Below are 22,173 nucleotides of genomic sequence, written 5' to 3'. Positions count from 1 at the left end.
CGCCACTTGCTGGGCTCGCCGGTCGACGGGGAATGGAAAACGGGCGCTCCGTGGAGCGCCCGTTCCATCTGCCTTACGTCATTTCCGCCATATGGCCGCGTAGCGTGCCGAGTTGCCGGAGGCGTAGCCGGTCACGTCGCGGGTGAGGTAACCGGCCTTTGTCGTAGCCTCCCACTCGCTCTGGTACTGGCTGCCGGTCAGGCCGTGGCGGGCCTTGTACGCGCCGTTGGCCTTGGAACTCCAGATCGCCGAAAAGTGCGGTTGCCCGCCATGTACGTAGGCATTGACGTAGACCAGCTTGCGTCCCTGCTGGGCATTGTCGTTGAAGGCCTGCTGGTACTGCGCAGCATTCAGTTGCGACTTGGATTGCCAGCTGCCGATGTCGGCTTTCTCGTACAGCGCGGTATAGCGGCGTTGGCCACCTGTGGAGACCACCGCGACATTGCGCGGCCGGTAACCCTGCTTGACCAGGGAATCGAGCTTGGCCTGGTGGGCGTTGGCATCGAGCCCGTGGTAGGCGGAGTAGGCCGGGCCGGACTGTTTGCGGAAGATCACCGCATAGCGAATGCCGGCCTTGCTGTTGTAGCTCTCGACCTGATGCGGGCGATAGCCCTGGCCGGTGTGCTGGTTGAAGCGCTGCTGGTACTGGCTGCCGGTCAGGCCGTGATACGCGACCCAGGCACCGCTGGCCGGACGGAAGATGGCGTTGTAGTAGACATTGCCGTTGACATCGAACCCGTCGACCCACTCCAGCATGTAGCCCGAGGCGACTGCCTGGTCGAACAGGCACTGGTAGTCCTGCGCCGGCACGCCGTGGCGCGCGACTTCCTTGGAGCCGGACTTGATCGTGCCCGGTACCTTGCGCGCGGTATAGGTCTGGCCGGCGGCGAAGACACCGTTGCCGATGCCGCAGATGCGCATGACACGGTTGCGCTTGCTGCCCGCATTGTCGTTGACGAAGCCGCCGACGGTGGTGATCGGGTCGGTGGCCCTGAGCATGGCGGCTTCCAGGTGCAGGTGATTTCCTCCTGCGCAGCCGACGTCGCTCTCGTCACCGAGATAGGTGCCTGCCTTGACGAACTGGCCCACCTTCAGTCCGGCCTTGCCGGTGGTCGAGCCCTTGGCCATGTGGCTGTACTTGGTCGACTCGCCGTTGGCGTGCTTGATCCAGACGTAGTTGTTCTTCTTCTCGCTTGCCGGCAGATCCTTGCAGTCAAGACGCTTGCTGAAGCTGTCCTCGATATGGGTGATATGGCCGTCGGCCGCAGCGGTGATCTTGTAGGTGCCACCACCCTGGCCACCCATGTCGTAACGCCCCTTGGGCGTGTGCGTGTTGTGGTCGCGGCTGACCCTGACCTTGGTCCCGTCGGAATAGGGGATCCGGTAGATGCCCTTGGACTTCTCCATCGGGACGATGGCGAGTGCAGCCGGCCCGGGAGCCGGGTCATCGGCAAGGACCGGAGTGCTTGCCAGCAGCACACATGTGCCGAGCCAGAGGACGTGGCGGTGGATGATCGAATGGTTCATTGCCGTACTCCGATATGGACGGGTGCGAAGCGGGGACGCGCGCGTCTTGCCGGCCGCATGGGAGTAGTCGTCGGCGGCGATGGAATTCCGCCACCTTCTTGCCCGGATGCTTCTCTTCCCTCCTGCTACGATGCCCCGATGCCGGGTTCCGGCAGGCACCCTCGGAGCACCGCCCAAGGGCGGCGACGCCCCTGATGTCGTGACATGGCCTGAACCTGAACCGTCGCAGCATGGGCATGGCGGGATCCGGCCGCGGTTTCCGCGGTATGCCGGTGAAGCGTGGCGATCTCCGTTGCGCATGTCCCGACAAGGAGGGCATACATGTCCAGAACGACCCGAATCGCGGTAACGGCTATTGCAGCCATCGGCCTGGCTTTCATGGGCGGCGTCGCCGCGCAGGAGCAACCGGGGCAGGATCAGGATGATCCGCAGGAGCCGACGGTCCACCCCGATCGTCCCGCATCCGAACCGGAGCCCGAGAGCGTGCACCCCGACCGCCCCCAGTCGGAGCCGGAACCCGAGAGCGTGCATCCCGACCGCCCCCAGTCGGAGCCGGAACCCGAGAGCGTGCACCCGGATCGTCCGCAAGCGGAATCCGAGAGCGTGCACCCGGACCGCCCGAAGTCGCTGCCGGCGAACAGCCGGATCGCGCCGATGCCGAATCCGAGACCCAGCGTGCATCCCGACCGCCCTGCGCAGATGCCGGCCGAGCTGGGACCGCCGCGCTGCCCGAACGGCTGGAAGCCGGTGCCCCCGGGCGTCAATCCGGCTCTGCGCTGCCTGCCCGACCGCTACGTCGCCGCGCTCGGCAGGCCCGCTGTCGCCAAGGTGAAGGTGGAGCCGTGCCCGAGGGGCTGGACGGAACTGTCGGTGCAGGAGAACGCGATCATGCGTTGTCAGCCGCCGATGACGGCCTTCCGCCCGGGCGGTGTTCCGGGTCAGCTCGAGTGTCCGCAGGGCTGGAGCGTGGCTCCGCCGGACGTGGCGCTGTTGCGCTGCCTGCCGAACCAGATCGTGGCCAACACCGGCAGGCCGGCGGCTCCGGTGCCGCCGATCGGCTGCCCCACGGGCTGGAAGCCGGTGCCGAAGGAAGTCAACCGGATGATGCGCTGCATGCCCGATCAGCTGGCGGCATCGCCGCGCGGCAATTGAGAGCCTGTTCCTGAGAGCCCGTTCTCCTGAGAGCCTGCTCCCGCTAGTCCGTGGTCCGGGTTGCCACCAGCGCCCGGGCCACATCTTCAGTGCGTGCGTCGTCGCTGCCGTAGGCGGCGCTGCGTATCCGCAAGGCTTCTTCGAGCAGGGCGATGGCATCGGCACGCGCGCCGCGCTCGGCTAGCAACACAGCGAGCGGCAGCAGCGCTCCGGCCAGTTGCGGATGGCCGGACGGCAGGCGCAGGCGGTAGATCTCCACCGCCTGCTGCAATTCGGCTTCGGCTTCCTCTTCCCGCCCCTGTTGATGCAGGACGATGCCGAGGCGGGTGCGGATGTCGGCCACCCGGTCGTGATCGTCGCCGTAGTAGCCGCGCTGACCATCGAGCGCCTCGCGATAGAGGCGTTCGGCCTCGGCCGGCTGATCGCGGGTGTGTGCCAGCTCGCCGAGATTGGAGATGGTCGAGGCACGCCAGGGGTGGCCCGGGGCATAGGTGGACAGCGCCTGCTGGTAGAAGTCGTACGCGGCGTCGAGGTCGCCTGCATCGGCGCGTACCTGGCCGAGGTCGTTGAAGTTCATCGCCACGTACAGATGGGTCGGCCCCAGGGTTTCGATGCGGATGTCCAGGGCCTGCCGCAGCAACGCTTCGGCCTCGTCGAAACGGCGCTGCGTGCGCAGCACCCGCGACAGGTTGTTCATCACCGTGGCGACGTCCGGATGCCGGTCGCCGCGGCTGCGCGCGATCAGCTCCAGCCCTTCGCGGTACAGCGCCTCGGCCGAGTCGTATTGGCCCAGGTTGTTGCGCAGCACGGCCAGGTCGGACAGGTTGGCCGCAAGTTGTGGATGGGTAGGCGGCAACAGGCGCCGGCGGATTGCCAGCGCCTCGGTCAACAACGGTTCGGCGGCGGCATAGTTGCCGGTGAGGCGGATCGCCATGCCCAGCTTGACCAGGCTGTCGGCGACATCGGGATGCTCGTCTCCAAGCAGCTCGCGGCGCATTGCCAGCGCGTCCCGGTGGACGTGCTCGGCTTCCCGGTAGCGGGTGGACAGGGTCAGGTTGAAGCCGAGGTCGGACAGGGTATCGGCGATATCGGCGTGCGGCTCGTCAAGTGCCGGGCGGTAGATCGCCAGCGCCTCGCGCAACAGAGTGTCGGCCTGGTCGTGTTCGCCACGGTCGCGATGCAGCCGTCCCTGGCTGCGCAACGCGCGAGCCAGCGGCAGGGGATCGATGTCGGTGCGTTTGCGCGCGATTTCCAGCGCCTGCGCGAACAGCGGAGCGGCACGGTCGTACTCGCCCAGCTGCAGGTAGGCGGTGCCGATGGTGTCCATCAGCTGGACCTGCACATCGGGCTGTCCGGTGAGTTCGCGCTCGATGCCTTCCCAGCCCCGATCGAGCAGTTCGCGCGCGCTCAGCTGCATGCCACCGGAGCGTTCCGGGTCGGCGCCCTCGAACAATCTCAATGCCAATGCCTGCACCTGCCGGGCCTTGGTCGCCTCGGCGCGGGCTCGATCGCGTTCATGTGCGATGGTGGCGGCCTGGTGGGTCACGGTGACGGCGTAGACGACAAGCAATCCGAGCATCGCTGCCGAAGCGGCCACGCCGAACGGGTGCCGGCGCACGAACTTGCCGGTACGGTAGGTGATGCTTTCCGGGCGCGCCTGCACGGGACGGCGCTGGCGCCAGCGCTCGATATCATCGACCAGTGCGGCGACCGAGGCGTAGCGGCGTTCCGGTTCCTTGCGCAGGGCCTTGAGCACGATGTTGTCGAGGTCGCCGCGCAGCCGTCGCCGCAACGCCGCGGGTGTGGTGCCACGCGCTGTGGAGGCGGCTTCGTCGCCTTCGACGCGCTGGCTGGGGCGGGGTGGTTCGGCTTTGAGGATGCTGCGTTCGAGTGCGGCCTGACTGTCCGCAGTCTGCGCATGCTGGCCGGTCAGCAACCGATACAGCAGCAGGCCGAGCTGGTAGACGTCGGTCGCGGTGGTCGCCTGTTCACCGCTTATCTGCTCCGGGGCCGCGTACTCCGGCGTGAACACACGGATGGCGGTGCGCGTGAGCGGCTGCAACGCAACATCGGCGTCCCCAAGTACCTTGGCGATGCCGAAATCGAGCAGTTTCGCTTCGCCGCCAGCGGTCACCACGGTGTTGGATGGCTTGATGTCGCGGTGGACGATCAGATGGCGATGTGCGTGGGCGACGGCTTCGCAGACACGGGTGAACAGTTCCAGTCGCCGTTCGATGGCGAGCTGGCGCGCATCGCACCAGTCGTCCATCGGCTCGCCTTCGATGTACTCCATGACCAGATAGGGCCGGCCGTCGCCATCACGGCCGCCATCGAGCAGGCGGGCGATGCCAGGGTGGTTGAGCGAAGCGAGGATCTGTCGCTCCTGTTCGAAACGGCGCAGGAATTCGTTGGAGCCCAATGCCAGGTGCAGGCGCTTGAGTGCGCCAAATTGCTGGAACCCGCCCTGGGTCCGTTCTGCCAGGTAGACCGTGCCCATACCGCCATGGCCAAGCCGTCGCAGCAAGCGCCACTGCCCGACCTCACGGCCGCTGGCATCTTCGTCCGCTTGTGTGTCGCCGTGATCCTGCGACGCGGCTACAGCCCGGTACAGGGCGCCGCCGCGGAGTGCGTCGGGATCGAGTTGCGGGGCGTCCATCTCCGCCAGCCGAAGCAGTTCCTCGACCTCCGCGCGCAGGCCCGGTTCATCGGCCGCCTGCTGTTCGAGAAAGGCGGCACGAGCGTCGACCGGCAAGTCCAGCGCCTGCTCGAACAGGGCATCGATACGCTGGCGTGGATCGGGACTGGCCACCGGGCTTTTCTCCCAGGACTCTAGGCCAAAGCCTTGAGTAGCCAGGCGCGGGCACGCATCCAGTCGCGTTGCACCGTACGCAGCGAGGAGTCGAGCGCGCGGGCGGTTTCCTCCTCGGTCATGCCGGCAAAGTAGCGGCACTCGACCACGCGGGCCAGACGCTCGTTGAAGGCTTCGAGTCCCCTCAATGCATCGTCGATCGCGAGCACCAGTTCCGACTCGCTGTCGGCGGCGACCATGTCGGCCTCCAGCGTCAGCGGGGCGATGCCACCGCCACGCTTGGCGGCCTGGCGATGGCGGGCGTAATCGACCAGAATCCGCCGCATCGCGCGTGCGCAGATCGCGAAGAAATGGCCACGGTCCTGCCAGTCGACGCTGTCGACATCGACCAACTGCAGGTAGGCCTCCTGTACCAGTGCGGTGGTGTCGAGTGTCTGCCCGCGCCGCCCGGCCCGGGCCAACTGGCCGCGGGCGATGATACGCAGGCGCTCGTACACCAGCGGGACCATGCGGTCGAAAGCCTCGCGGTCGCCCCGGTGGTGACGCTGTAAAAGCTGCGTGATGTCGCTGGATTCGTCCATGCGCTGCCCCGTGTTTGCCGGAGCATAGCGCGCGCGACGATTACCGGGGGTGTTGGATGCGCTACGCGGCCTTGTCCAGCGCCATCGGACGTGGGATCGAACGATGCGCTTCAGCCATTGCATCAGCACGATGCTGCGGCGAGTAGGCGACGCCCTCGGCACGCACGAACTCGACGTCGTCGATGCCGAGGAAACCGAAAACCTGGCGCAGGTAGGGCTCCTGGAAATCGGTCGGAGCTCCACTATGGATGCCGCCGCGGCCACTGGCGATGATCACCTTCTTGCCACCGGCCAGGCCGAGCGGGCCGGTCTCGGTGTACTTGAAGGTCTTGCCGGCGATGGCGACGCGGTCGATCCAGGCCTTCAGCGTCGATGGAATGCTGAAGTTGTACATCGGCGCACCGATCACGATCACGTCCGCAGCGAGGAACTGCTCCAGCACGCGGCCGGCTTCGGCGGCCTCGTCGGCATCGGCCCGGGCCAGCGAGCCGCCGGTGAGGTGGGGCAGGGGGGCCGCATCGAGGTCGCGGTATTCGACCTGGATGTCCGGGAAGGACTCACGCCAGCGCCCGGCGACGGCGGCGGACAGTTCACGGGTGACCGAGTTGGCGCCCAGGGCGCTGGAGTCGATGTGCAGGAGCTTCATGGCGGGCCTCGATTGGTCGGGTGCGGCAGGTGCCGCGGTGAGGTCACTCTATGATGTTGCAATTTCGGGATTAATATAGGTAAATGCCACGAATCGTTCTATTTTCGGAAATATGGCCATGTACGATCTCAACGACCTCTACTACTTCGCGATGGTGGTCGAGCATTCAGGTTTCGCCGCCGCCGAGCGTGCCCTCGGCATCCCCAAATCGCGCCTGAGCCGTCGGATCAGCCAGCTCGAGACCGACATGGGCGTACGCCTGTTGCAACGTTCCACGCGCCGCTTCGCGGTGACCGATGTCGGCAACAGCGTCTACCGCCATGTCCAGGCGATGCTGGCCGAAGCGCAGGCCGCGCGCGAGGCGGTGGACCGGCTCAGTGCCGAACCGCGCGGCGTGATCCGGGTCAGCGTGCCGGTCAGTGCGGCGCAGCAGATGATGCCGAAGTTGCTGCCCGAGTTCCTGGCCCTGCATCCGAAGGTGCGGGTGCAACTGCACGTCACCAACCGGCGCGTGGACGTGATCAACGAGGGCATCGACGTCGCCCTGCGCGTGCGTTCGCGACTCGATGACGACGGCAGCCTGGTGATGCGCAGCTTCGGCCAGATCCAGGAGTTGCTGGTCGCCAGTCCCGACTATCTGCGCAAGATGGGGCGTCCGGGCGATCCCGACTCCCTGGCCGACCACATCACCCTGAGCATGGATGAGGACGAAGCGCGCCAGCGCTGGGAACTGCACGGACCCGATGGTGCGGTGCGCCGGGTCGAGATCAAGCCGCGCGTGGCCGGCTTCGACTTCCCGATGCTGATGGCGCTGGCCAAGCAGGGTGTGGGCATCACCATGCTGCCGGAGACGATCTGCTCGGAGGCTGTCCGCAACGGCGAGCTGGAGGTGGTGCTGCCGGACTGGCGCCTGCCGCAGGGCATCTTCCACGCGGTGTTCGCATCGCGCCGCGGCATGCTGCCAGCGGTACGGGTGTTCATCGACTTCCTCGCCGAGAAGGTGCCGGGTCTGGTCGAGGCCGATCGCCTGCAGTGTGTCGACATCAAGGGCCGCCCCTGCAGCCAGGAGGAAACGCTCGAGCTTGCCCGCAACGCGATACCGGCAAAGGCCTGAGCGGACCCATCCGCCAGATACGCAAAACGCCCCTTTCGGGGCGCTCTGCGTATCTGGCGGATGGGGTGGGATTCGAACCCACGAACGGTTGCCCGTTGCCGGTTTTCAAGACCGGTGCCTTCAACCACTCGGCCACCCATCCATTGATTGTTGCCGGCCGGAGATGCGGCCGAAGCGCCGTATTGTCGCACGAGCGGGGCGCGATCCCTATACCCCGGAAACGCGCACGTGCGGTTGTCGGACCTTGATGAGAACTCCGTGCCGCGGGCCTGAGTCCATCCCACCCCCGCTTTCAGAGGACATGCGCGCCGTTTTGCGTATCGTGTGTACCAGCCCGCAAATGGAGTTGACGCATGACCGCAACCATCCCCGGCCCCGACGGCAAACCGCGATGCCGCTGGTGTGCCGCCTCGCCGCAGTTCTTCGACTACCACGACCACGAGTGGGGCTTCCCGGTCGATGACGACCGGCGCCTGTTCGAGAAGCTGTGTCTGGAAGGTTTCCAGTCCGGCCTGAGCTGGCGCACCATCCTTGCCAAGCGCGAGAACTTCCGCACGGCCTTCCATCGGTTCGATTTCACCCGTATCGCCCGATACGACGAGCGCGATGTCGAGCGCTTGCTGACGGATGCCGGCATCGTGCGCCATCGCGGCAAGATCGAAGCGGTGATCAACAACGCCGGGCGGGCGGTGGAGCTCGCCAGGCAGGAAGGCTCGCTGGCGGCGTATTTCTGGCGCTGGGAGCCGAACCCCGCATCGCTCGCGAGCCCGCAGACCGCTTCGACCTCGCCGGCGTCGGTCGCGATGTCGAAGGACCTCAAGAAACGCGGCTGGCGCTTCGTTGGCCCGACCACCGCCTACGCCTTCATGCAGGCGATGGGACTGATCAACGATCACGTCGAAGGTTGCGTGACCCGGACCCAGGTCGAGCGGGCGAGGGCGGCATTCAGACTGCCCGGTGCGTAAGCGCAAGGGAATGGGGGACGTCCGCGGAGTGCCGCAGTGACCAAGATACCCCGGGGACAGGTCAGTCGTTCGCGCCTGTGGTTCCGCCTTCCGCATCCCAATTCCGCAATGCCACTTCGACCACGTCGATGCCGCGAGCGACGGCCTCCGGGTCGACAGCCGCGAGCGTGTCGCCGTCGCTATGGATCACCTCCATCACTTTTGGTACCTGGCCGGGCGTGTCGCCCTTGTACATGGCGAGAATGCCGGCGATTTCGTCGGCGTCGACCAGCGAATACGAGTTCGCCGGCCATCCGGCCTTGAGGAAGGCTTCGTGATCGGTCGGCGGGTATTGCCCGCCTGTGGTCAGGCCCAGACCGGCGGCATTGGCGGCGGTACGGGTGGAGACGGTGAGCGGCGAGTCGGGATCGGGCGTCATCATCCACAGCGTGTCGCCCCAACCGAACACATCGAAATTGACGTAGAGCACCGGCTGTTCGCTGCCCTGGGCAATATGTGCGCGGGAGCCGAGCAGGCCACGCTCCTCCAGGTCCCAGAATGCGATTGCGACCTGATGGCGGACCAGCGGCTGTTGTCGGAAGCGTTCCGCCAGCGCCAGTACCACCGCGCTGCCGGAGGCGTTGTCGGTCACGCCGTCACCGGCATCGACCTTGTCGAAGTGGGCGCCAAGCAGGAGCACCGGAGCGTCGGCCGGGCCGCCGATGTCGGCAAGGAGGTTTGCACCACGAAAGCCATCGATCTCGAAATCCTGTCGTCTCCAGTCGATGCCCAGCGTATCGAGCCGTTGCACGATGGCCTGGCCGCGCCCGCCGTTGTCGCCGCCAGCGGCGATCGCGGTTACGGCGGCCTGCCAGCCGGAAGCGGCTGGCGAGAGCGCGGGTGCCGGGTGCGATACAGGTCGGCTGGCGCAGGCGGTGAGCAGTACGAGGACCGCGGTGGCCGTGAAGGCATTGAGATGGCGCATGCGTCTGGCGTGGTCGATTGGATGCCGCAGTGTGATGCATCCGGAGTACTTCCCGCACGGCCCGGCTTGCATGTGGCCGGGCGGGCACGTAGCCTCGCAGGTGGACGGGGAGGCCGTACCACAAGGGCAGCTCCGCAGGGGCCAACGGAGGGCAGGGGAATGACCATCCGGGTTTTCATCGTCGACGACCATGCACTGGTGCGCTCGGGCATGCGCATGATCCTGTCGTCGGAAGTCGATATCGAAGTGATCGGCGAGGCCGAGGACAGCGAGCAGGCATTGCCCGAGATCCGCAGGCTCAAGCCCGACGTGGTGCTGTGCGACCTGCACATGCCGGGCATGAGCGGGCTCAAGCTGACCGAACGCATCGTCGGCGGCGACCTGTCGCGGGTGATCATCGTGTCGGTGCTTGAAGACGGGCCGATGCCGCGCCGCCTGCTGGAAGCCGGGGCCTCGGGTTACGTCGGCAAGGGCGGCGACGCGACCGAGCTGCTGAGTGCGGTGCGTGACGTGTCCCGTGGCAAGCGCTATCTCGCCAGCAGTGTCGCTCGCCACCTGGCGATGGAAGGTCTGGTGGCCGGGCAGTCGCCGTTCGATGGCCTCACTGTGCGCGAGCTGGAGGTGGCGATGCTGCTGGTGCAGGGCATCCGCCAGGACGAAATCGCCAGGCGCCTGAGCCTGAGTCCGAAGACGGTGTACACCCACAAGTCGAGGCTGTTCGACAAGTTGGGGGTCGAGGATACCGTCGGCCTGGCCCGGCTGGCCGGGCAGTACGGCCTGGTGGACCCGGCCGCCGCACTGTAAGCGGCGCTTCGCGCAAAAGCGATCCGCGCCGCGCGCTTAGAGCGGGAAATACGCCCAGCGGAGGCGTCCCCCCAGCAAAAAAGGTTCTTCGTCCAGTCGAGGGGAAAGCACCAGGTCTGTCGGATGGTTGGGGCGCCGGGGGCGCAGGCCCTTGGATGCGAATGTCCCCCGGCACCGGCCAGGGCCGGCTTTGCGTTTCAGCGTGGCCGCGCGATCCGATGCGAGCTGTCAGCCTTGACGGCGATATCAAGGAGGAGGCCGCCGCCACGGGCGGCGGCCGGGGGACATTCGCCGTCAAGGCCGGCAGCTCGCGTCGGGGCGGCGAGAACCGGTAATCGAACGCAAGCGATAGCGCTTACGCCTTCGCTGTAGGCGAGCTCCTCCTCCCTTGGGAGAAGAACCCCCAAAAAAAACAGGCCGCCCGAAGGCGGCCCGTTCTGTCTGCGTGGTAGCCGCGCCGGTCAGGCGTGACGCTTGTCGGCGTCCTGCGTGTCCTCGGCCGATCCGGTTTCCGGTTCGGCCGCGGCTTCGTCCTCTGCCGTCGGTTCCGCCTCGAACAGGCCGACCTGGCGGGTATCCGCTTCGGCCGGTGACTGCACGGGGGCCTGGATCCTGGCAACCGATTCCTCACTGACGTCGGTGTTGCCGACGACCGCAAGGCTTGCCGGAGGCGCCAGCGGCTGCACGGGCTGCACCGGGGCCGGCTGCTCGTCGACAAGCTGTTCGTCGACACGCTGCTCGTGGACGGACACTTCTTCAACGGACGCTTCTTCTGCGGTCGCTTCCTCGACGAGCGGACCGCCGGTAGCAGACGGCTCTTCAGCCGCTTGCGTCGCCGTCTGTTCGCTGGTGGCAGATGCAACATCCGAAACTGTGGCAGGTGCCGGAGAATCGGCTTCGGCTTCGGCTTTGACTGCCGGCGGTGCGGGCGCCTTGTCGTCATCCGCTGCCAGCTCGGCAATGGCCGCGGTCGGCGTGGTTTCAACGACCTTGTCGCTGGCGAACGATGTCGGCTCGGTGCCGGTTTTGGCGGCGGGCAGCTCGATATCGTCGAAGTCGAACTCCGGCTGGTCGCGATTGACCGCAGCGATCGGGGTGTCTTCGATTTGCTCCGGCTGCATGCGTGCTGGAGCAGCCTTGACGGCCGTGGTCACAACGGCAGCGCTTTCAGCGGTCTGTTTGTCGCTGTTGTCGTCGTGGGTTTTGTTGTCGCCGGCATCGGCATCGGCAACGCCGTCGGAGCCCCCCTGTGAATCATCGCCCGAACTTTCGTTGCCGCTGTCGGCGGCGATAGCGCCGCCAGTGGCGGTGCTGCCGCGGCGACGGCGACGGCCACCGCGACGCCCACGGCGGCGCCTGCCCGTGCCTTCGCCGGTATCGTCACCGTCGGTTGCCGCATCGGGGGCCGCGAGCTGCGTGTCCTTGACGTTCTGTGTGTCCTTGACGTTGCTGGCATCAACGGAGGCCGGGGCAACGGAAGCAACTACTGCTTCCGCAGCAACCGGTGCGGCGACGGCGGCGGAGCCCTTGTCGGCCCCGGTCGCTGACGATGGCGTTGCTGGCGTATCCGCCTTGGTCCGGGCGTCGTCCTGCTTGTCCCTGTCCCGGGTGCGCGACTTGCGTCCACCACGGTTGCTGCCTGCAGCTTGCTCCTTGTCGTCCTGCTTCGGTTTCTGACTCTTGCCGGCACGCGTCTGGGCGGCTTCCTTCTGGGCCTCGTCCCAGGCGGCCTGTTGGTCGGCCGTACGCTCGGGCTTGCGCTCGCTACCGCGACCCTGGCCGCGGCGCTGGTCTTCGCGACGCTGCTCGCCCCGATGGCTCTTGCCACCACGGCGACCGCTTCCATTGCGAGCGTCGGCCCGCTGCTCGCCACGGCCATCATCGCGGCTGCGCTTTTCAACGGGCCTGGTCTCCGGCCTGGCAGTCTCGACCGCTTTGCTGCCACGGAAGAAACGCAGGATGCGCTCGACCATGCCGATCGAATGGGTCGGCGCCTGCACGACTGGGGCGGGAGGCGTTGCCGGCACCTCGGCTTCGCGTGGCTCACGCACCGGGGCCGGGCGGGTCGGTTTGACCCCGGTCACCGCCGGTGCGGCAGGAATATTCAGATGCGCCTTGGTCAGCGCGTGGGTCGGCAGCTTGCGCGGAGTGCCGCGGCGGTAGCTGGGCTTGCTGGTTTCTTCTTCGAGCTCGTTCTCGCGGATGCGGGTGACCTCGAAGTGCGGAGTGTGCAGCTGCTCATCGGCCACGATCAACACCGGCGCACCGTGGCGCTGCTCGATCTCGATCAGTGCGCGGCGCTTTTCGTTGAGCAGGAAGGTCGCGATCTCGGTCGGTGCCTGCACCAGCACCTGGCCGGTGTTGTCCTTCATCGCATGCTCTTCGGCCAGGCGCAGGATCGACAACGACAGCGATTCGACACTGCGCATGCGGCCATGGCCATCGCAGCGTGGGCAGACGATCTGGCTGGATTCGCCCAGCGACGGGCGCAGGCGCTGACGGCTCAGTTCGAGCAGGCCGAAGCGCGAGATGCGGCCGACCTGGACCCGCGCACGGTCCTGCCTGAGTGCCTGGGCCAGGCGGTTCTCGACATCGCGCTGATGGCGGTTGGACGACATGTCGATGAAGTCGATCACCACCAGGCCGCCGAGGTCGCGCAGGCGCATCTGGCGGGCGACTTCCTCGGCCGCCTCCAGGTTGGTATTGAACGCGGTCTCTTCGATGTCGCCGCCCTTGGTGGCGCGGGCGGAGTTGACGTCGATCGCGGTCAGCGCTTCGGTCTGGTCGATCACCAGCGCGCCGCCGGAGGGCAGGCGGACCTCGCGCTCATAGGCGCTCTCGATCTGCGATTCGATCTGGAAACGGTTGAACAGCGGGGTGTCGTCGGTGTAGTGCTTCAGCTTGCGCAGGTTGTGCGGCATCACCAATTCGACGAACTCGCGCGCCTCGGCGTACATCTCGTCGGTGTCGACCAGGATCTCGCCGATGTCCGGGCGCATGTAGTCGCGCAGGGCGCGGACGATCAGCCGCGATTCCTGGTAGATCAGGAACGGCGAGGGCTTGCTCAGCGCAGCGTCGGTGATCGCCTTCCAGATGCCCAGCAGGTAATCCAGATCCCACTGCAGGTCTTCGGCGTCGCGGCCGACGCCGGCGGTGCGGATGATCACCCCCATGTCGTCGGGAATCGCCAGCGAGTCCATCGCCTTCTTCAGCTCGGTGCGGTCGCTGCCCTCGATCCGGCGCGAGACGCCGCCGGCGGTGGGCGAGTTCGGCATCAGCACCATGTAGCGGCCCGCCAACGAGATGAACGTGGTCAGGGCGGCGCCCTTGTTGCCACGCTCCTCCTTGTCGACCTGCACGACCACTTCCTGGCCTTCGCGCAGCAGTTCGCGGATCGTCGCCTTGTTGTGGTCGACGCCGGACTGGAAGTAGTCGCGGGAGATTTCCTTCAGCGGCAGGAAGCCGTGGCGCTCGGCGCCGTACTCGACGAAGGCGGCTTCCAGGGAGGGCTCGAGGCGGGTGATCTTGCCCTTGTAGATGTTCGACTTCTTCTGTTCGCGTGACGGCTGTTCGATGTCGATGTCGTACAGGGTCTGGCCGTCCACGATTGCAACGCGCAGTTCTTCGGCCTGCGTTGCGTTGATCAGCATTCGCTTCATTGTTGCGTTCCTCGCGCGCTCCTGCGCGTGGTCGGTGCGGAATGCATATGCATTCTGCAACCGCGGAACGCCATGGCGTTTCGCCTCTGGACACTGCGTCCATGCCGTCGCCACGCACGGGGCGGGCGCCGGCAAGGTTTCAATTTCCAGCGCTACGACACCACGGCACGCCGCGGGAGCGCTTGTTATTGCTTCCGGTTGGAGTCCCGGTGGTGCAGGTACGGGTAGTGCCTGTGCCCCCGGGACGGGGATCCGGCGGCGCTTCCGGACAGGCCGTCGCGCCACGCGGGTGTGTTCTAGTCAGAATGGTCTATCTGGGTGGTCAATCCGGGTGGAACTGGCGGTTTGACCCGCCCGGCGAGTGCGGGTTCCGCCGTCCGCCCTTGCTAACATGGCGGCCTCGAACCGGTAGTGATCGGTTCGTGGCTTGCCATCGCACGCGGAGCGGATTCGCAGAAGGGTCGCTGCCATGGATCGAACCCCGGCGCCAGAACCTGCCCTTGCGGGGCAGGTCGGTTGGGGGCGGTCCGGGCATGCCCGGGCAGCGACTTCCTGCGAAATCAAAACCTTAGCTCGCGTCGCGAGTGTATCAGATAAGCCCTGTCAAATGCCTCGTTCAGACGCCCCAAGTCCAGCAAGCGGTTCACCCAGCCCATCCTCAAGCGGCGCCCGCATCGTCCGGGTTCCTGATGATCGCGATGGCCAGCGACTCGACAATTTCCTTGCCGGCCACCTGAAAGGCGTGCCGAAGTCGTTGATCTACAAGCTGGTTCGCTCCGGACAGGTGCGGGTCAACGGCGGCCGGGCCAAAGCCGAGCGCAAGCTCGCCGGCGGCGAAGAGGTGCGGATCCCGCCGGTCCGTGTCGCTGAAACCGGTGAGACGGCGCCGCCGCCGAAGGGGTTCCTGGCGGCCATGGAGGCGGCGATCGTGTTCGAGGATTCCCGTCTGCTGGCGATCAGCAAGCCGGCCGGCGTCGCCAGTCATGGCGGCAGCGGAATCAGCCACGGCGCGATCGAAACCCTGCGCGCGCTCCGCCCCGGGCAGACGCTGGAGTTGGTGCACCGGCTCGATCGCGATACCTCCGGCCTGCTGGTTGTGGCCAAGAAGCGCTCGGCCCTGATCGAACTGCAGGCGTTGTTGCGGGAAGACCCTGCCGTCAAGGGGCAGCGGATCGCCAAGCGTTATCTGACCCTGCTTGCCGGGCGGATGCCGGATGGTGTGATGAGCGTGGACGCGCCATTGCACGTCGGCCTGCGGCAAGGTGGCGAGCGGCACGTGCAGGTGAATCCCGGCGGCAAGCCGTCACTGAGCCATTTCAGCGTGATCGAGCGCCGCGGCGGGCAGTCCTACTGCGAGGTGAGGATCGAGACCGGCCGCACCCACCAGATCCGCGTGCACGCCCAGCACATCGGCCACCCGGTCGCGGGCGACCCGAAATACGGCAATGCCGACATCAATCGGCGCCTGCGCGAACAGGCCGGGTTGAAGCGGATGTTCCTGCACGCCTCGACGCTTGAGTTCGCACTGGACGATGGCAGCACGCCGTACCTGCTCAACGCCCCGTTGCCATCGGAACTGACGGAAGTCCTGGATCGACTCGGCTGAAAAAAGTGCTTGCGGGCCGTTGGCTCGCAAACACCCCGAACGCGCGGTGGCCGAGGCGTGCCTGTCAGAGCTGGTCAGGCGCGCGCGTTTCGCGTTCCAGGCACAGCTCGGACGGCTCTTCGGGCGGAGTGAAACTCATCGGCACCTGGATCGTCTGCGATACCGGCTTGCCGCGATGCGTGGCCGGCTTGAACTCCCACTCGCGCACTGCGGCCTGGGCCGCCTCGTCCAGCGCCGGGACGCCGCTGCTATTGGCGACGAGGATTTCAGTGGCCCGGCCCTCCGGGCCGATGACCACCTGCATCACCACCTGGCCGCCGATGTCGTCGCAGGCCTGTTCCAGCGGATAGTCCGGCGGCGGGGTGCGGACGGCGGCTACCTCGGTCGTGGGCTGATCCGGATCCGCCGGTGGCGGCGGCGCCCGGCAGCCGGTCACCGCAACTGCGGCGATGGATATCAGGACAAGCGTGACTTGCTGTTTCATGATGACCTCCCGATCGTCGGGGGTTCGGGGAAAGTGCGCTGTCAGTCGGCCAGATTGTCGGCCTTGGCCGCGCAGATGAAGTCGTTCTCGCTCAGGCCGCCGACATCGTGGGTGGAGAAACGGACCACGCAGCGGTTGTAGTGCACGCCCAGATCGGGGTGGTGGTCCTCGCGATGGGCGACGAAGGCCAACGCGTTCACGAATGCCATCGTCTCGTAATAATTGTCGAAGTTGAAGGTCTTGGTCAGCGCATGGCTGTTTTCGACCAGTTCCCAGCCGGGCAGTTGCGGCATCAGTTCGCGGATGCTCGCTTCGTTGAGCCGGTGCTCCTTGCCGCGGCGTGGGATGCAGTGGGCCTGGGCGAGGGGGATGAGGTCGTTCATGGCGGGCGGATCCTGTCGGGCGGTTCTCGTGTCCGGGCGGGCGATGCCCGGATGAACGGAGTATGTGCGGATGACGGCCGTGCGGCATGCGCGGCGCCATACGGGGTTTACCCCGCTAGAATAGCCCCATGATCCAGATTTCCGAATCCGCGCAGTCGCATTTCCGCAAGCTGATCGAACGCGAGGCCCTGCCGGGCCTGGGCGTGCGGCTGTCGGCGGTTCGTCCGGGCACGCCGCAGGCTGACGTCCGCCTCGAGTTCGCCGAGCCGGGCGACCTGCACGGCGACGAGTGGGCGGTGGACTGCGAGGGCTTCACCTTGTGGCTGGACGGCTCCAGCACGCGCTATCTCGATGGCGCGCAGATCGATTACGAGATCAGCAACACTGGCGGCCAGTTGCAGATCCGGGCACCGAAGATCAAGGGCGAGGCGCCAGACGGATCGGCCTCACTGGTCGAACGGGTGCGCTGGGTGGTCGAGCAGGAGGTCAATCCGCAGCTCGCCCAGCATCGCGGTCACGTTGCAGTCGAGGAGGTGACTGCCGAAGGCGAGGTGTATCTGCGTTTCGGCGGCGGCTGCCATGGTTGCGGCATGGTCGATGTCACCCTCAAGCAGGGCATCGAAAAGACGTTGATGTCCAAGGTGCATGGAGTGACGGTGGTGCGCGACGCGACCGATCACGAAACCGGCACCGCACCCTACATTTCCCGCTGAGCACGGCGCGGCCGGGATGTTCTCTGCCGCCGATCTGATCCAGGCCGTGCAGCGCAGGCTGCGCCTGACACAATGGCGTCTGAATCCACCAGGCCAGTTTCCGCCCGGATGGGACGAGTGGCTGGCGCGGATGCGCGAGTTGCCCGGCGCAGTCACCGGAGCCACGGCAGAGGCCATGCTGGCCGTGCTGCTGGCCCGCCCGGCGGTCCGGTTGCCATCGCAGCCGATGGCAGAACTGACGCGCTGGCAGGCGTTCACGTCCATCTGGCGCCAGCAATGGCATCCACCCTCACCAGACCAGCGTGGGCTGCGCTGGCTCGCCGGCAGCCTGTCGGCGGTCATCCACATCCTGCTCGGGGTGTTGTTGCTGTGGCTGCTGTTCGCACCGCCTCGCTACGGGTATGCGCCGCCTGAAGGCGAGATGGTGGTCCAGATCGAATATATCGGTGAGGGGACGCCGGACGAAGTCGGCGGCGGCCCTGCGGTCGAGCCCGAGGCAGAACCCGAGGCCTCTCCAATGGATAGCGGGGCGCCGGCCGAGCCGTTACGCCCCGTGGTCGACACGCCGCAGCCGCAGCCGGATGAGGTCCAGCCTCCGGCGATTGAACGTGCCGAAGTCCCGCTGCCTGCAGCGGCGGCGCCGCTCGAGGTGGCGTCAACGGTCACGCCGCCGGATATCCCGATGCCTGAACTCTCCGAACCCGAGATCGAGCAGCCGCTGACGGTCAGTGAACCGGCGCCCGACACCACTGGGGAATTCTTCCTGCCGCCGCCCACCCCGACCGTGGCCGAGCCGGTGCTGGCGGCGCCGGAACTTGAAGCGTCGACAGCCGCGATTCCGAATCGCGACGTGCCGACACCCATGCAGGCGCCGTCGCGACCGGCATTGGACATCCAGGTCCAGGCCACGCCGGCGGCTCCCGAGGTGAGCGCCCGCATGCCCGAGGTGGCGACGCGGGAAATTTCCGCGCCGGTGCGACGTCCGGAGTTGCCGGCGATATCGGCGCCTTCGGTCCAGACCCCGGAGTTGCAGGCGCGCACGACGTTGGCGCGGGAGAGGAGCGTTCCGACGCCGACCCGCGCAGCGGCCAGCGCAACCGAGGCGGGAACGGCGCCCGAATCCGTGGCTGGCGCGGAAACCGCTGCTGCCGGTGAGCGCGCAGAGCCCGCGGCATCCGCGGCGGCGCAGGCCGCTCCCGGCACTGCCGGGGCTCCCTCAACGACCTCCACCGGGCCGGCCACCCGCCCGGGCAGCGGTCCACGCCTCGAGCCTGCGCCGGGTGGATGGCCGTCTCCGGCCCGGAGCGACGACTGGGGCGCATCGACACGCAACGTCCCCGGCGGGCAGCGTGGCGAGGAGCAGGGCATCTATGACAGCGAGGGGCGCGTGCGTCTGGGCGAGCCGCCGGGATCGGCGGCGCCCGGGCAGCCACCGGGCACCTACACCGAGGAGATCGCCGATCTGGATCGCAGCGGCACGTGGCTCAAGCGTCCGCCGATCGGCTACGAGCCGACGTTGTTCGATCGCTACTGGCGCCCGAACGAGAGCCTGCTGGAGGAGTGGGTGCGCCGCGGCGTCCGGGAAATGGAGGTTTCCGTCCCGGGCACCAGCAAGAAGATCCGCTGTGTGGTTTCGCTGTTGCAGTTGGGTGGCGGCTGCGGCATCAGCGACCCGAACCTCAACGAGCAACCGGCCGAGGCACGTCCACCGCCGGATATTCCGTTCAAGCCGGAACTGCAGGAAGACAACGGCAGCGTGAGGCCCGACGAACAGGCCGAAGCGGGCGCCTGAGCGATCAGACTTCCGCCGTGGTCGGGTCGATCGTCGTCGTGACCGCTGAAATCCTGTTGGCGGGGAAGTCGCCCTGCCTGGCGTGCTCGCGGATGCTTTCCTCGTCGGGAGCGATATAGACGCAGTAGACCTTGTCGCCGGTCACGTAGCTATGCAGCCATTGGATCTGCGGTCCCATCGCACCCAGCACCTGGCAGGATCGCTGCGAGATTGCCTGTAGTTCCTGCGGGCTCAATTGGCCGGCTCCCGGGATGTCGCGTTCGATTACGTACTTGGGCATGTCGTTCTCCGGAACGTGTGGCAACCACCACCATTGGAGGAACGCGCGCAGGCATCGCTGGAGGCCATGGGCCCGAAAACAGGAAAGGCCCGCTTGCGGCGGGCCTTTCCTTGTCCTCGTGCCGGTCGCGGCCGGCTTCCCCTACGCCCTTCAGTGCACCTTGTGCAGGTCGCGCAGCTGGCTTTCGCGGGACGCGAAGTAGGCGGACAGATCGGCGATCTGCTGGTCGGTCAAGCCCTTGGCTTGGTTCGACATCAGCGCGTGGTCGCGTTCGCCGCTGCGGTACTGCTGCAGGGCATGGCCAAGGTAGTCGGCGTACTGGCCACCGAGCTTGGGATAGGTGTCGTCGATCGGGGCGTTGCCTTCCGAACCGTGGCAGTCGATGCAGGACTGGCCGGTCGCCTCGCCCTTGACGGCGGCGAGTTCCTCGCCGGGCCCGATGCGACCGGAGGGCAGGCCGGCCGAGGACGAGACCGGAGCGGCATTGGCGCCACCGGCGGTGTGGCCGGCTTCTTCGCCACCGGAACAGGCGGCGACGATGATGACTGCGAGCAGAGCGGCGGCGCTGATCTTGACGGTGTTGGTCTTGTTCGTCATGGGCGTCTGCTCACTCACTTGATGCTGGACAGGAAGGTGGCGATGTCGGCGATGTCCTGGTCGGAGAAGCTCTGCGCCTGAGCCTCCATCGTCGGATGCTTGCGGGTGCCTTTCTGGTACTCGCGCAGCGCGTTGGCCAGGTACTCCTCCGACTGGCCGCCGATCTTGGGCACCTTGTAGCTCGGGTAGGCGTTCTTGTAGCCCGTGATGCCGTGGCAGCCCTGGCAGGTGTAGGTCAGCATGCGACCCTTCTCGGCATCGCCCATCGGGGCAGACGCGGCGGCGGTGGCCTCTGTGGTCGGTGAAGTCCCGGCATCGTCCTCGGCACGGCTGGGCACGAAGGCGATGGCGGTGGCCAGGGCAAGGCTGGCGGCGATCGTCAGCGGTCGCATCATATGTATGTCCGCAATCTCGAATGGCTGGCTGGAATGGCTGGCGGGCGGGCCTGGTGCCGGCTTGGACGCCCGACCCACGCACAAGTCCGCAAGTATAGCCTGCGATCCCGGGTCTGTTTAGTTTTGTCTTGCGCCGCAGCCCGACGGCCGGCCTTGCCTGGTATGCCGTTTATCGAAAGTACGACTTGCGGTACATGCAATTCGCAACCAGACCACGCCATCCTGCATCACTTCCGATGGTCGTGGCCGTTGACGTCGAGCTGGCGATCGGGCCGGTTTTCCTGGAGATGCCCGTGTGCATACCGGAACAACGGGATCCAGGGCGGGTCAGTGATCAGGGATTGACAGGCTCGCCGTGCCGGCAACCGGTGGGGATGGCTGGAGTCACCATGACCTTCGGCGCATGCCTGATTGAGAACTGGTGATATACATATCTACAACACCGGTATGCGCGGAAAACCTCCGTCTGCAGCGCCTCCCCAATGCCTTCCAACCTTTCCAGGACCCCGAACATGTCTTCCCAGTTGCATTCTTCCAGCGTCTCCGGCGCCCGGGCTGTCGTATTGACCCTGGCCTGCCTGCTTGCCCTGTCTGCCTGCAAGGGCGGCAACGGCGAGGCCAAGGCCAGTGACGAGAAGAAAGTCGATGCGGTCCCGGTCGAGGTGGTCGAGGCGACCCACCGATCGATTTCGGCCAGCTACACGGGCACTGCCGCATTGGAGGCACGGGCCGAATCGCAGGTGATCGCCAAGACCTCGGGCGTGGCGCTGGACGTGATGGTGGAGGAGGGCGACCAGGTCCGCGCCGGCCAGCAACTGGTCAGGCTCGATGCCGACCGCGCCCGCCTGCAGGTGGCCCAGACGGCCGCACAGATGTCCAAGTTGCAGAACAGCTTTGCCCGTGCGCAGAAGCTGGCTGCGGAGAACCTGATCAGCGCCAGCGATCATGACCAGCTCAAATACGACCTGGAGAACGCGCGCGCGGCCAACCGCCTGGCCAACCTGGAGTTGTCCTATACCAACGTGACCGCGCCGATTTCGGGCGTGGTCGCTTCGCGTTCGATCAAGCCCGGCAATTTCGTCCAGATCAACACCCCGATCCTGCGCATCGTCGATGTATCGAAGCTGGAAGCGACCCTCAACGTGCCCGAGCGCGAGCTCGCCACGCTCAGGCCGGGGCAGCCGGTGCGTCTGCAGGTCGATGCACTGCCTGGCCAGGTCTTCATCGGCACCGTCGACCGGGTCGCTCCGGTGGTCGACGCCGGCAGCGGCACGTTCCGGGTGATCTGCGCCTTCGAGGGCGGCAGCAACCAGGAGCCGGGTGCGCCGCGGCAAGGTGTGCTGCAGCCGGGCATGTTCGGCCGTATCCGCATCGACCATGACCAGCGGGCCAGCGCGCTGGTGGTGCCACGCAATGCCATCGTCGATGCCGAGGGCGATCCGGCGCTGTTCGTGCTGCGCGACGGCAAGGCCGCGCGCGTGGCGGTCAGGCTGGGCTATGTCGACGGCGAGTGGGTCGAGGTGCTCGAAGGTGTGGAACTGGGCGACCGGGTGGTGACTGCCGGCAAGGGCGCCGTGCGCGAAGGTAGTCAGGTGCAGGTGGTCGGCGGGTCGGGTGCGCGGGAGGTGGAGGCGGTAGCCGACGCCTCGGCGGCGGATGACTCCAAAGACGACACTGCGACGCGGCAATAAGGCGGCCCGGC

Annotated in this window: 19 protein-coding genes and 1 tRNA gene; 8 read left to right on the top strand and 12 right to left on the bottom strand. The window is 66.8% G+C overall.

Annotation, left to right across the window (positions count from 1 at the left end):
• Positions 1 to 78: 78 nt before the first annotated feature.
• On the bottom strand, positions 79 to 1,527 hold the full coding sequence (locus FKV23_RS17180; protein ID WP_167285109.1) for a peptidoglycan DD-metalloendopeptidase family protein: 1,449 nt from the start codon (positions 1,525 to 1,527) through the stop codon (positions 79 to 81).
• A 321-nt stretch (positions 1,528 to 1,848) separates the two neighbouring features.
• On the opposite strand from FKV23_RS17180, the gene FKV23_RS17175 reads away from it, so the two are divergent.
• A complete protein-coding gene (locus FKV23_RS17175) occupies positions 1,849 to 2,679 on the top strand; it encodes a hypothetical protein (RefSeq protein WP_167285107.1) in 831 nt (276 codons plus the stop codon).
• A 43-nt stretch (positions 2,680 to 2,722) separates the two neighbouring features.
• Here the strand turns inward: FKV23_RS17175 and FKV23_RS08440 are convergent, their stop codons facing one another.
• From FKV23_RS08440 to FKV23_RS08430, 3 genes are all read right to left on the bottom strand, one after another.
• Positions 2,723 to 5,488, bottom strand: coding sequence for a serine/threonine-protein kinase (locus tag FKV23_RS08440; RefSeq protein WP_141623456.1), 2,766 nt, complete (start codon positions 5,486 to 5,488; stop codon positions 2,723 to 2,725).
• Positions 5,489 to 5,508: 20 nt separating this feature from the next.
• Positions 5,509 to 6,069: an ECF-type sigma factor gene (locus tag FKV23_RS08435; RefSeq protein ID WP_141623455.1), complete on the bottom strand. Its 561-nt coding sequence runs from the start codon at positions 6,067 to 6,069 to the stop codon at positions 5,509 to 5,511.
• Positions 6,070 to 6,130: 61 nt separating this feature from the next.
• Positions 6,131 to 6,715 carry an FMN-dependent NADH-azoreductase gene (locus FKV23_RS08430; protein WP_141623454.1) on the bottom strand — a complete coding sequence of 195 codons (585 nt, stop codon included), beginning with the start codon at positions 6,713 to 6,715 and terminating at the stop codon, positions 6,131 to 6,133.
• Positions 6,716 to 6,833: 118 nt separating this feature from the next.
• Between FKV23_RS08430 and FKV23_RS08425 the strand changes: the two genes are divergently transcribed.
• Entirely contained in the window at positions 6,834 to 7,829 is a 996-nt protein-coding gene (locus tag FKV23_RS08425; protein WP_141623453.1) for a LysR substrate-binding domain-containing protein, read from the top strand.
• Positions 7,830 to 7,883: 54 nt separating this feature from the next.
• Here the strand turns inward: FKV23_RS08425 and FKV23_RS08420 are convergent.
• A tRNA-Ser gene (locus FKV23_RS08420) sits at positions 7,884 to 7,971 on the bottom strand.
• Between the two features lie 211 nt (positions 7,972 to 8,182).
• On the opposite strand from FKV23_RS08420, the gene FKV23_RS08415 reads away from it, so the two are divergent.
• The gene (locus FKV23_RS08415) at positions 8,183 to 8,794 is read left to right on the top strand and encodes a DNA-3-methyladenine glycosylase I (RefSeq protein ID WP_141623452.1); all 612 of its coding nucleotides are present in this window, start codon (positions 8,183 to 8,185) and stop codon (positions 8,792 to 8,794) included.
• A gap of 61 nt (positions 8,795 to 8,855) precedes the next feature.
• Here the strand turns inward: FKV23_RS08415 and FKV23_RS08410 are convergent, their stop codons facing one another.
• Entirely contained in the window at positions 8,856 to 9,758 is a 903-nt protein-coding gene (locus tag FKV23_RS08410) for a M28 family peptidase (protein ID WP_167285105.1), read from the bottom strand.
• A 159-nt stretch (positions 9,759 to 9,917) separates the two neighbouring features.
• Here FKV23_RS08410 and FKV23_RS08405 point away from each other — a divergent pair, with 159 nt between their 5' ends.
• Positions 9,918 to 10,562 (top strand): response regulator, encoded by a 645-nt coding sequence (locus FKV23_RS08405; protein WP_141623450.1) that lies wholly within the window; start codon positions 9,918 to 9,920, stop codon positions 10,560 to 10,562.
• Positions 10,563 to 11,023: 461 nt separating this feature from the next.
• Here the strand turns inward: FKV23_RS08405 and FKV23_RS08400 are convergent, their stop codons facing one another.
• On the bottom strand, positions 11,024 to 14,221 hold the full coding sequence (locus FKV23_RS08400; protein ID WP_141623449.1) for an Rne/Rng family ribonuclease: 3,198 nt from the start codon (positions 14,219 to 14,221) through the stop codon (positions 11,024 to 11,026).
• A gap of 607 nt (positions 14,222 to 14,828) precedes the next feature.
• Here FKV23_RS08400 and FKV23_RS08395 point away from each other — a divergent pair.
• On the top strand, positions 14,829 to 15,827 hold the full coding sequence (locus FKV23_RS08395) for an RluA family pseudouridine synthase (RefSeq protein WP_141623448.1): 999 nt from the start codon (positions 14,829 to 14,831) through the stop codon (positions 15,825 to 15,827).
• Between the two features lie 64 nt (positions 15,828 to 15,891).
• On the opposite strand, the gene FKV23_RS08390 is transcribed toward FKV23_RS08395, so the two are convergent.
• Positions 15,892 to 16,311 (bottom strand): energy transducer TonB, encoded by a 420-nt coding sequence (locus tag FKV23_RS08390; protein WP_141623447.1) that lies wholly within the window; start codon positions 16,309 to 16,311, stop codon positions 15,892 to 15,894.
• A gap of 41 nt (positions 16,312 to 16,352) precedes the next feature.
• Positions 16,353 to 16,694, bottom strand: coding sequence for a 4a-hydroxytetrahydrobiopterin dehydratase (locus FKV23_RS08385; protein WP_141623446.1), 342 nt, complete (start codon positions 16,692 to 16,694; stop codon positions 16,353 to 16,355).
• Positions 16,695 to 16,822: 128 nt separating this feature from the next.
• On the opposite strand from FKV23_RS08385, the gene FKV23_RS08380 reads away from it, so the two are divergent.
• On the top strand, positions 16,823 to 17,407 hold the full coding sequence (locus FKV23_RS08380) for an NfuA family Fe-S biogenesis protein (RefSeq protein ID WP_141623445.1): 585 nt from the start codon (positions 16,823 to 16,825) through the stop codon (positions 17,405 to 17,407).
• A 16-nt stretch (positions 17,408 to 17,423) separates the two neighbouring features.
• Positions 17,424 to 19,199 (top strand): hypothetical protein, encoded by a 1,776-nt coding sequence (locus FKV23_RS08375; RefSeq protein WP_141623444.1) that lies wholly within the window; start codon positions 17,424 to 17,426, stop codon positions 19,197 to 19,199.
• A 4-nt stretch (positions 19,200 to 19,203) separates the two neighbouring features.
• On the opposite strand, the gene FKV23_RS08370 is transcribed toward FKV23_RS08375, so the two are convergent.
• From FKV23_RS08370 to FKV23_RS08360, 3 genes are all read right to left on the bottom strand, one after another.
• The gene (locus tag FKV23_RS08370) at positions 19,204 to 19,479 is read right to left on the bottom strand and encodes a DUF4242 domain-containing protein (RefSeq protein WP_141623443.1); all 276 of its coding nucleotides are present in this window, start codon (positions 19,477 to 19,479) and stop codon (positions 19,204 to 19,206) included.
• A gap of 150 nt (positions 19,480 to 19,629) precedes the next feature.
• Positions 19,630 to 20,076, bottom strand: coding sequence for a c-type cytochrome (locus FKV23_RS08365; RefSeq protein ID WP_141623442.1), 447 nt, complete (start codon positions 20,074 to 20,076; stop codon positions 19,630 to 19,632).
• A gap of 14 nt (positions 20,077 to 20,090) precedes the next feature.
• Entirely contained in the window at positions 20,091 to 20,468 is a 378-nt protein-coding gene (locus FKV23_RS08360) for a c-type cytochrome (RefSeq protein ID WP_141625117.1), read from the bottom strand.
• Positions 20,469 to 20,983: 515 nt separating this feature from the next.
• On the opposite strand from FKV23_RS08360, the gene FKV23_RS08355 reads away from it, so the two are divergent.
• A complete protein-coding gene (locus FKV23_RS08355) occupies positions 20,984 to 22,162 on the top strand; it encodes an efflux RND transporter periplasmic adaptor subunit (protein ID WP_141623441.1) in 1,179 nt (392 codons plus the stop codon).
• The last annotated feature ends 11 nt before the right edge of the window (positions 22,163 to 22,173 follow it).

The sequence above is a fragment of the Lysobacter alkalisoli genome, from assembly GCF_006547045.1.
GTDB lineage: Bacteria > Pseudomonadota > Gammaproteobacteria > Xanthomonadales > Xanthomonadaceae > Marilutibacter > Marilutibacter alkalisoli.
Note: the sequence above shows the minus strand (reverse complement) of the source record. Positions and strands in the feature narration are given on the sequence as shown.

Bases quoted from the DNA above. Each gene is read 5' to 3' on its own strand.
- FKV23_RS08425 (WP_141623453.1), top strand. From the start codon at position 6,834: ATGTACGATCTCAACGACCTCTACTACTTCGCGATGGTGGTCGAGCAT.
- FKV23_RS17175 (WP_167285107.1), top strand. From the start codon at position 1,849: ATGTCCAGAACGACCCGAATCGCGGTAACGGCTATTGCAGCCATCGGC.
- FKV23_RS08405 (WP_141623450.1), top strand. From the start codon at position 9,918: ATGACCATCCGGGTTTTCATCGTCGACGACCATGCACTGGTGCGCTCG.
- FKV23_RS08390 (WP_141623447.1), bottom strand. From the start codon at position 16,311: ATGAAACAGCAAGTCACGCTTGTCCTGATATCCATCGCCGCAGTTGCG.
- FKV23_RS08415 (WP_141623452.1), top strand. From the start codon at position 8,183: ATGACCGCAACCATCCCCGGCCCCGACGGCAAACCGCGATGCCGCTGG.
- FKV23_RS17180 (WP_167285109.1), bottom strand. From the start codon at position 1,527: ATGAACCATTCGATCATCCACCGCCACGTCCTCTGGCTCGGCACATGT.
- FKV23_RS08365 (WP_141623442.1), bottom strand. From the start codon at position 20,076: ATGACGAACAAGACCAACACCGTCAAGATCAGCGCCGCCGCTCTGCTC.
- FKV23_RS08435 (WP_141623455.1), bottom strand. From the start codon at position 6,069: ATGGACGAATCCAGCGACATCACGCAGCTTTTACAGCGTCACCACCGG.
- FKV23_RS08370 (WP_141623443.1), bottom strand. From the start codon at position 19,479: ATGCCCAAGTACGTAATCGAACGCGACATCCCGGGAGCCGGCCAATTG.
- FKV23_RS08355 (WP_141623441.1), top strand. From the start codon at position 20,984: ATGTCTTCCCAGTTGCATTCTTCCAGCGTCTCCGGCGCCCGGGCTGTC.
- FKV23_RS08410 (WP_167285105.1), bottom strand. From the start codon at position 9,758: ATGCGCCATCTCAATGCCTTCACGGCCACCGCGGTCCTCGTACTGCTC.
- FKV23_RS08375 (WP_141623444.1), top strand. From the start codon at position 17,424: ATGTTCTCTGCCGCCGATCTGATCCAGGCCGTGCAGCGCAGGCTGCGC.
- FKV23_RS08430 (WP_141623454.1), bottom strand. From the start codon at position 6,715: ATGAAGCTCCTGCACATCGACTCCAGCGCCCTGGGCGCCAACTCGGTC.
- FKV23_RS08395 (WP_141623448.1), top strand. From the start codon at position 14,829: ATGCCTCGTTCAGACGCCCCAAGTCCAGCAAGCGGTTCACCCAGCCCA.
- FKV23_RS08385 (WP_141623446.1), bottom strand. From the start codon at position 16,694: ATGAACGACCTCATCCCCCTCGCCCAGGCCCACTGCATCCCACGCCGC.
- FKV23_RS08400 (WP_141623449.1), bottom strand. From the start codon at position 14,221: ATGAAGCGAATGCTGATCAACGCAACGCAGGCCGAAGAACTGCGCGTT.
- FKV23_RS08360 (WP_141625117.1), bottom strand. From the start codon at position 20,468: ATGCGACCGCTGACGATCGCCGCCAGCCTTGCCCTGGCCACCGCCATC.
- FKV23_RS08380 (WP_141623445.1), top strand. From the start codon at position 16,823: ATGATCCAGATTTCCGAATCCGCGCAGTCGCATTTCCGCAAGCTGATC.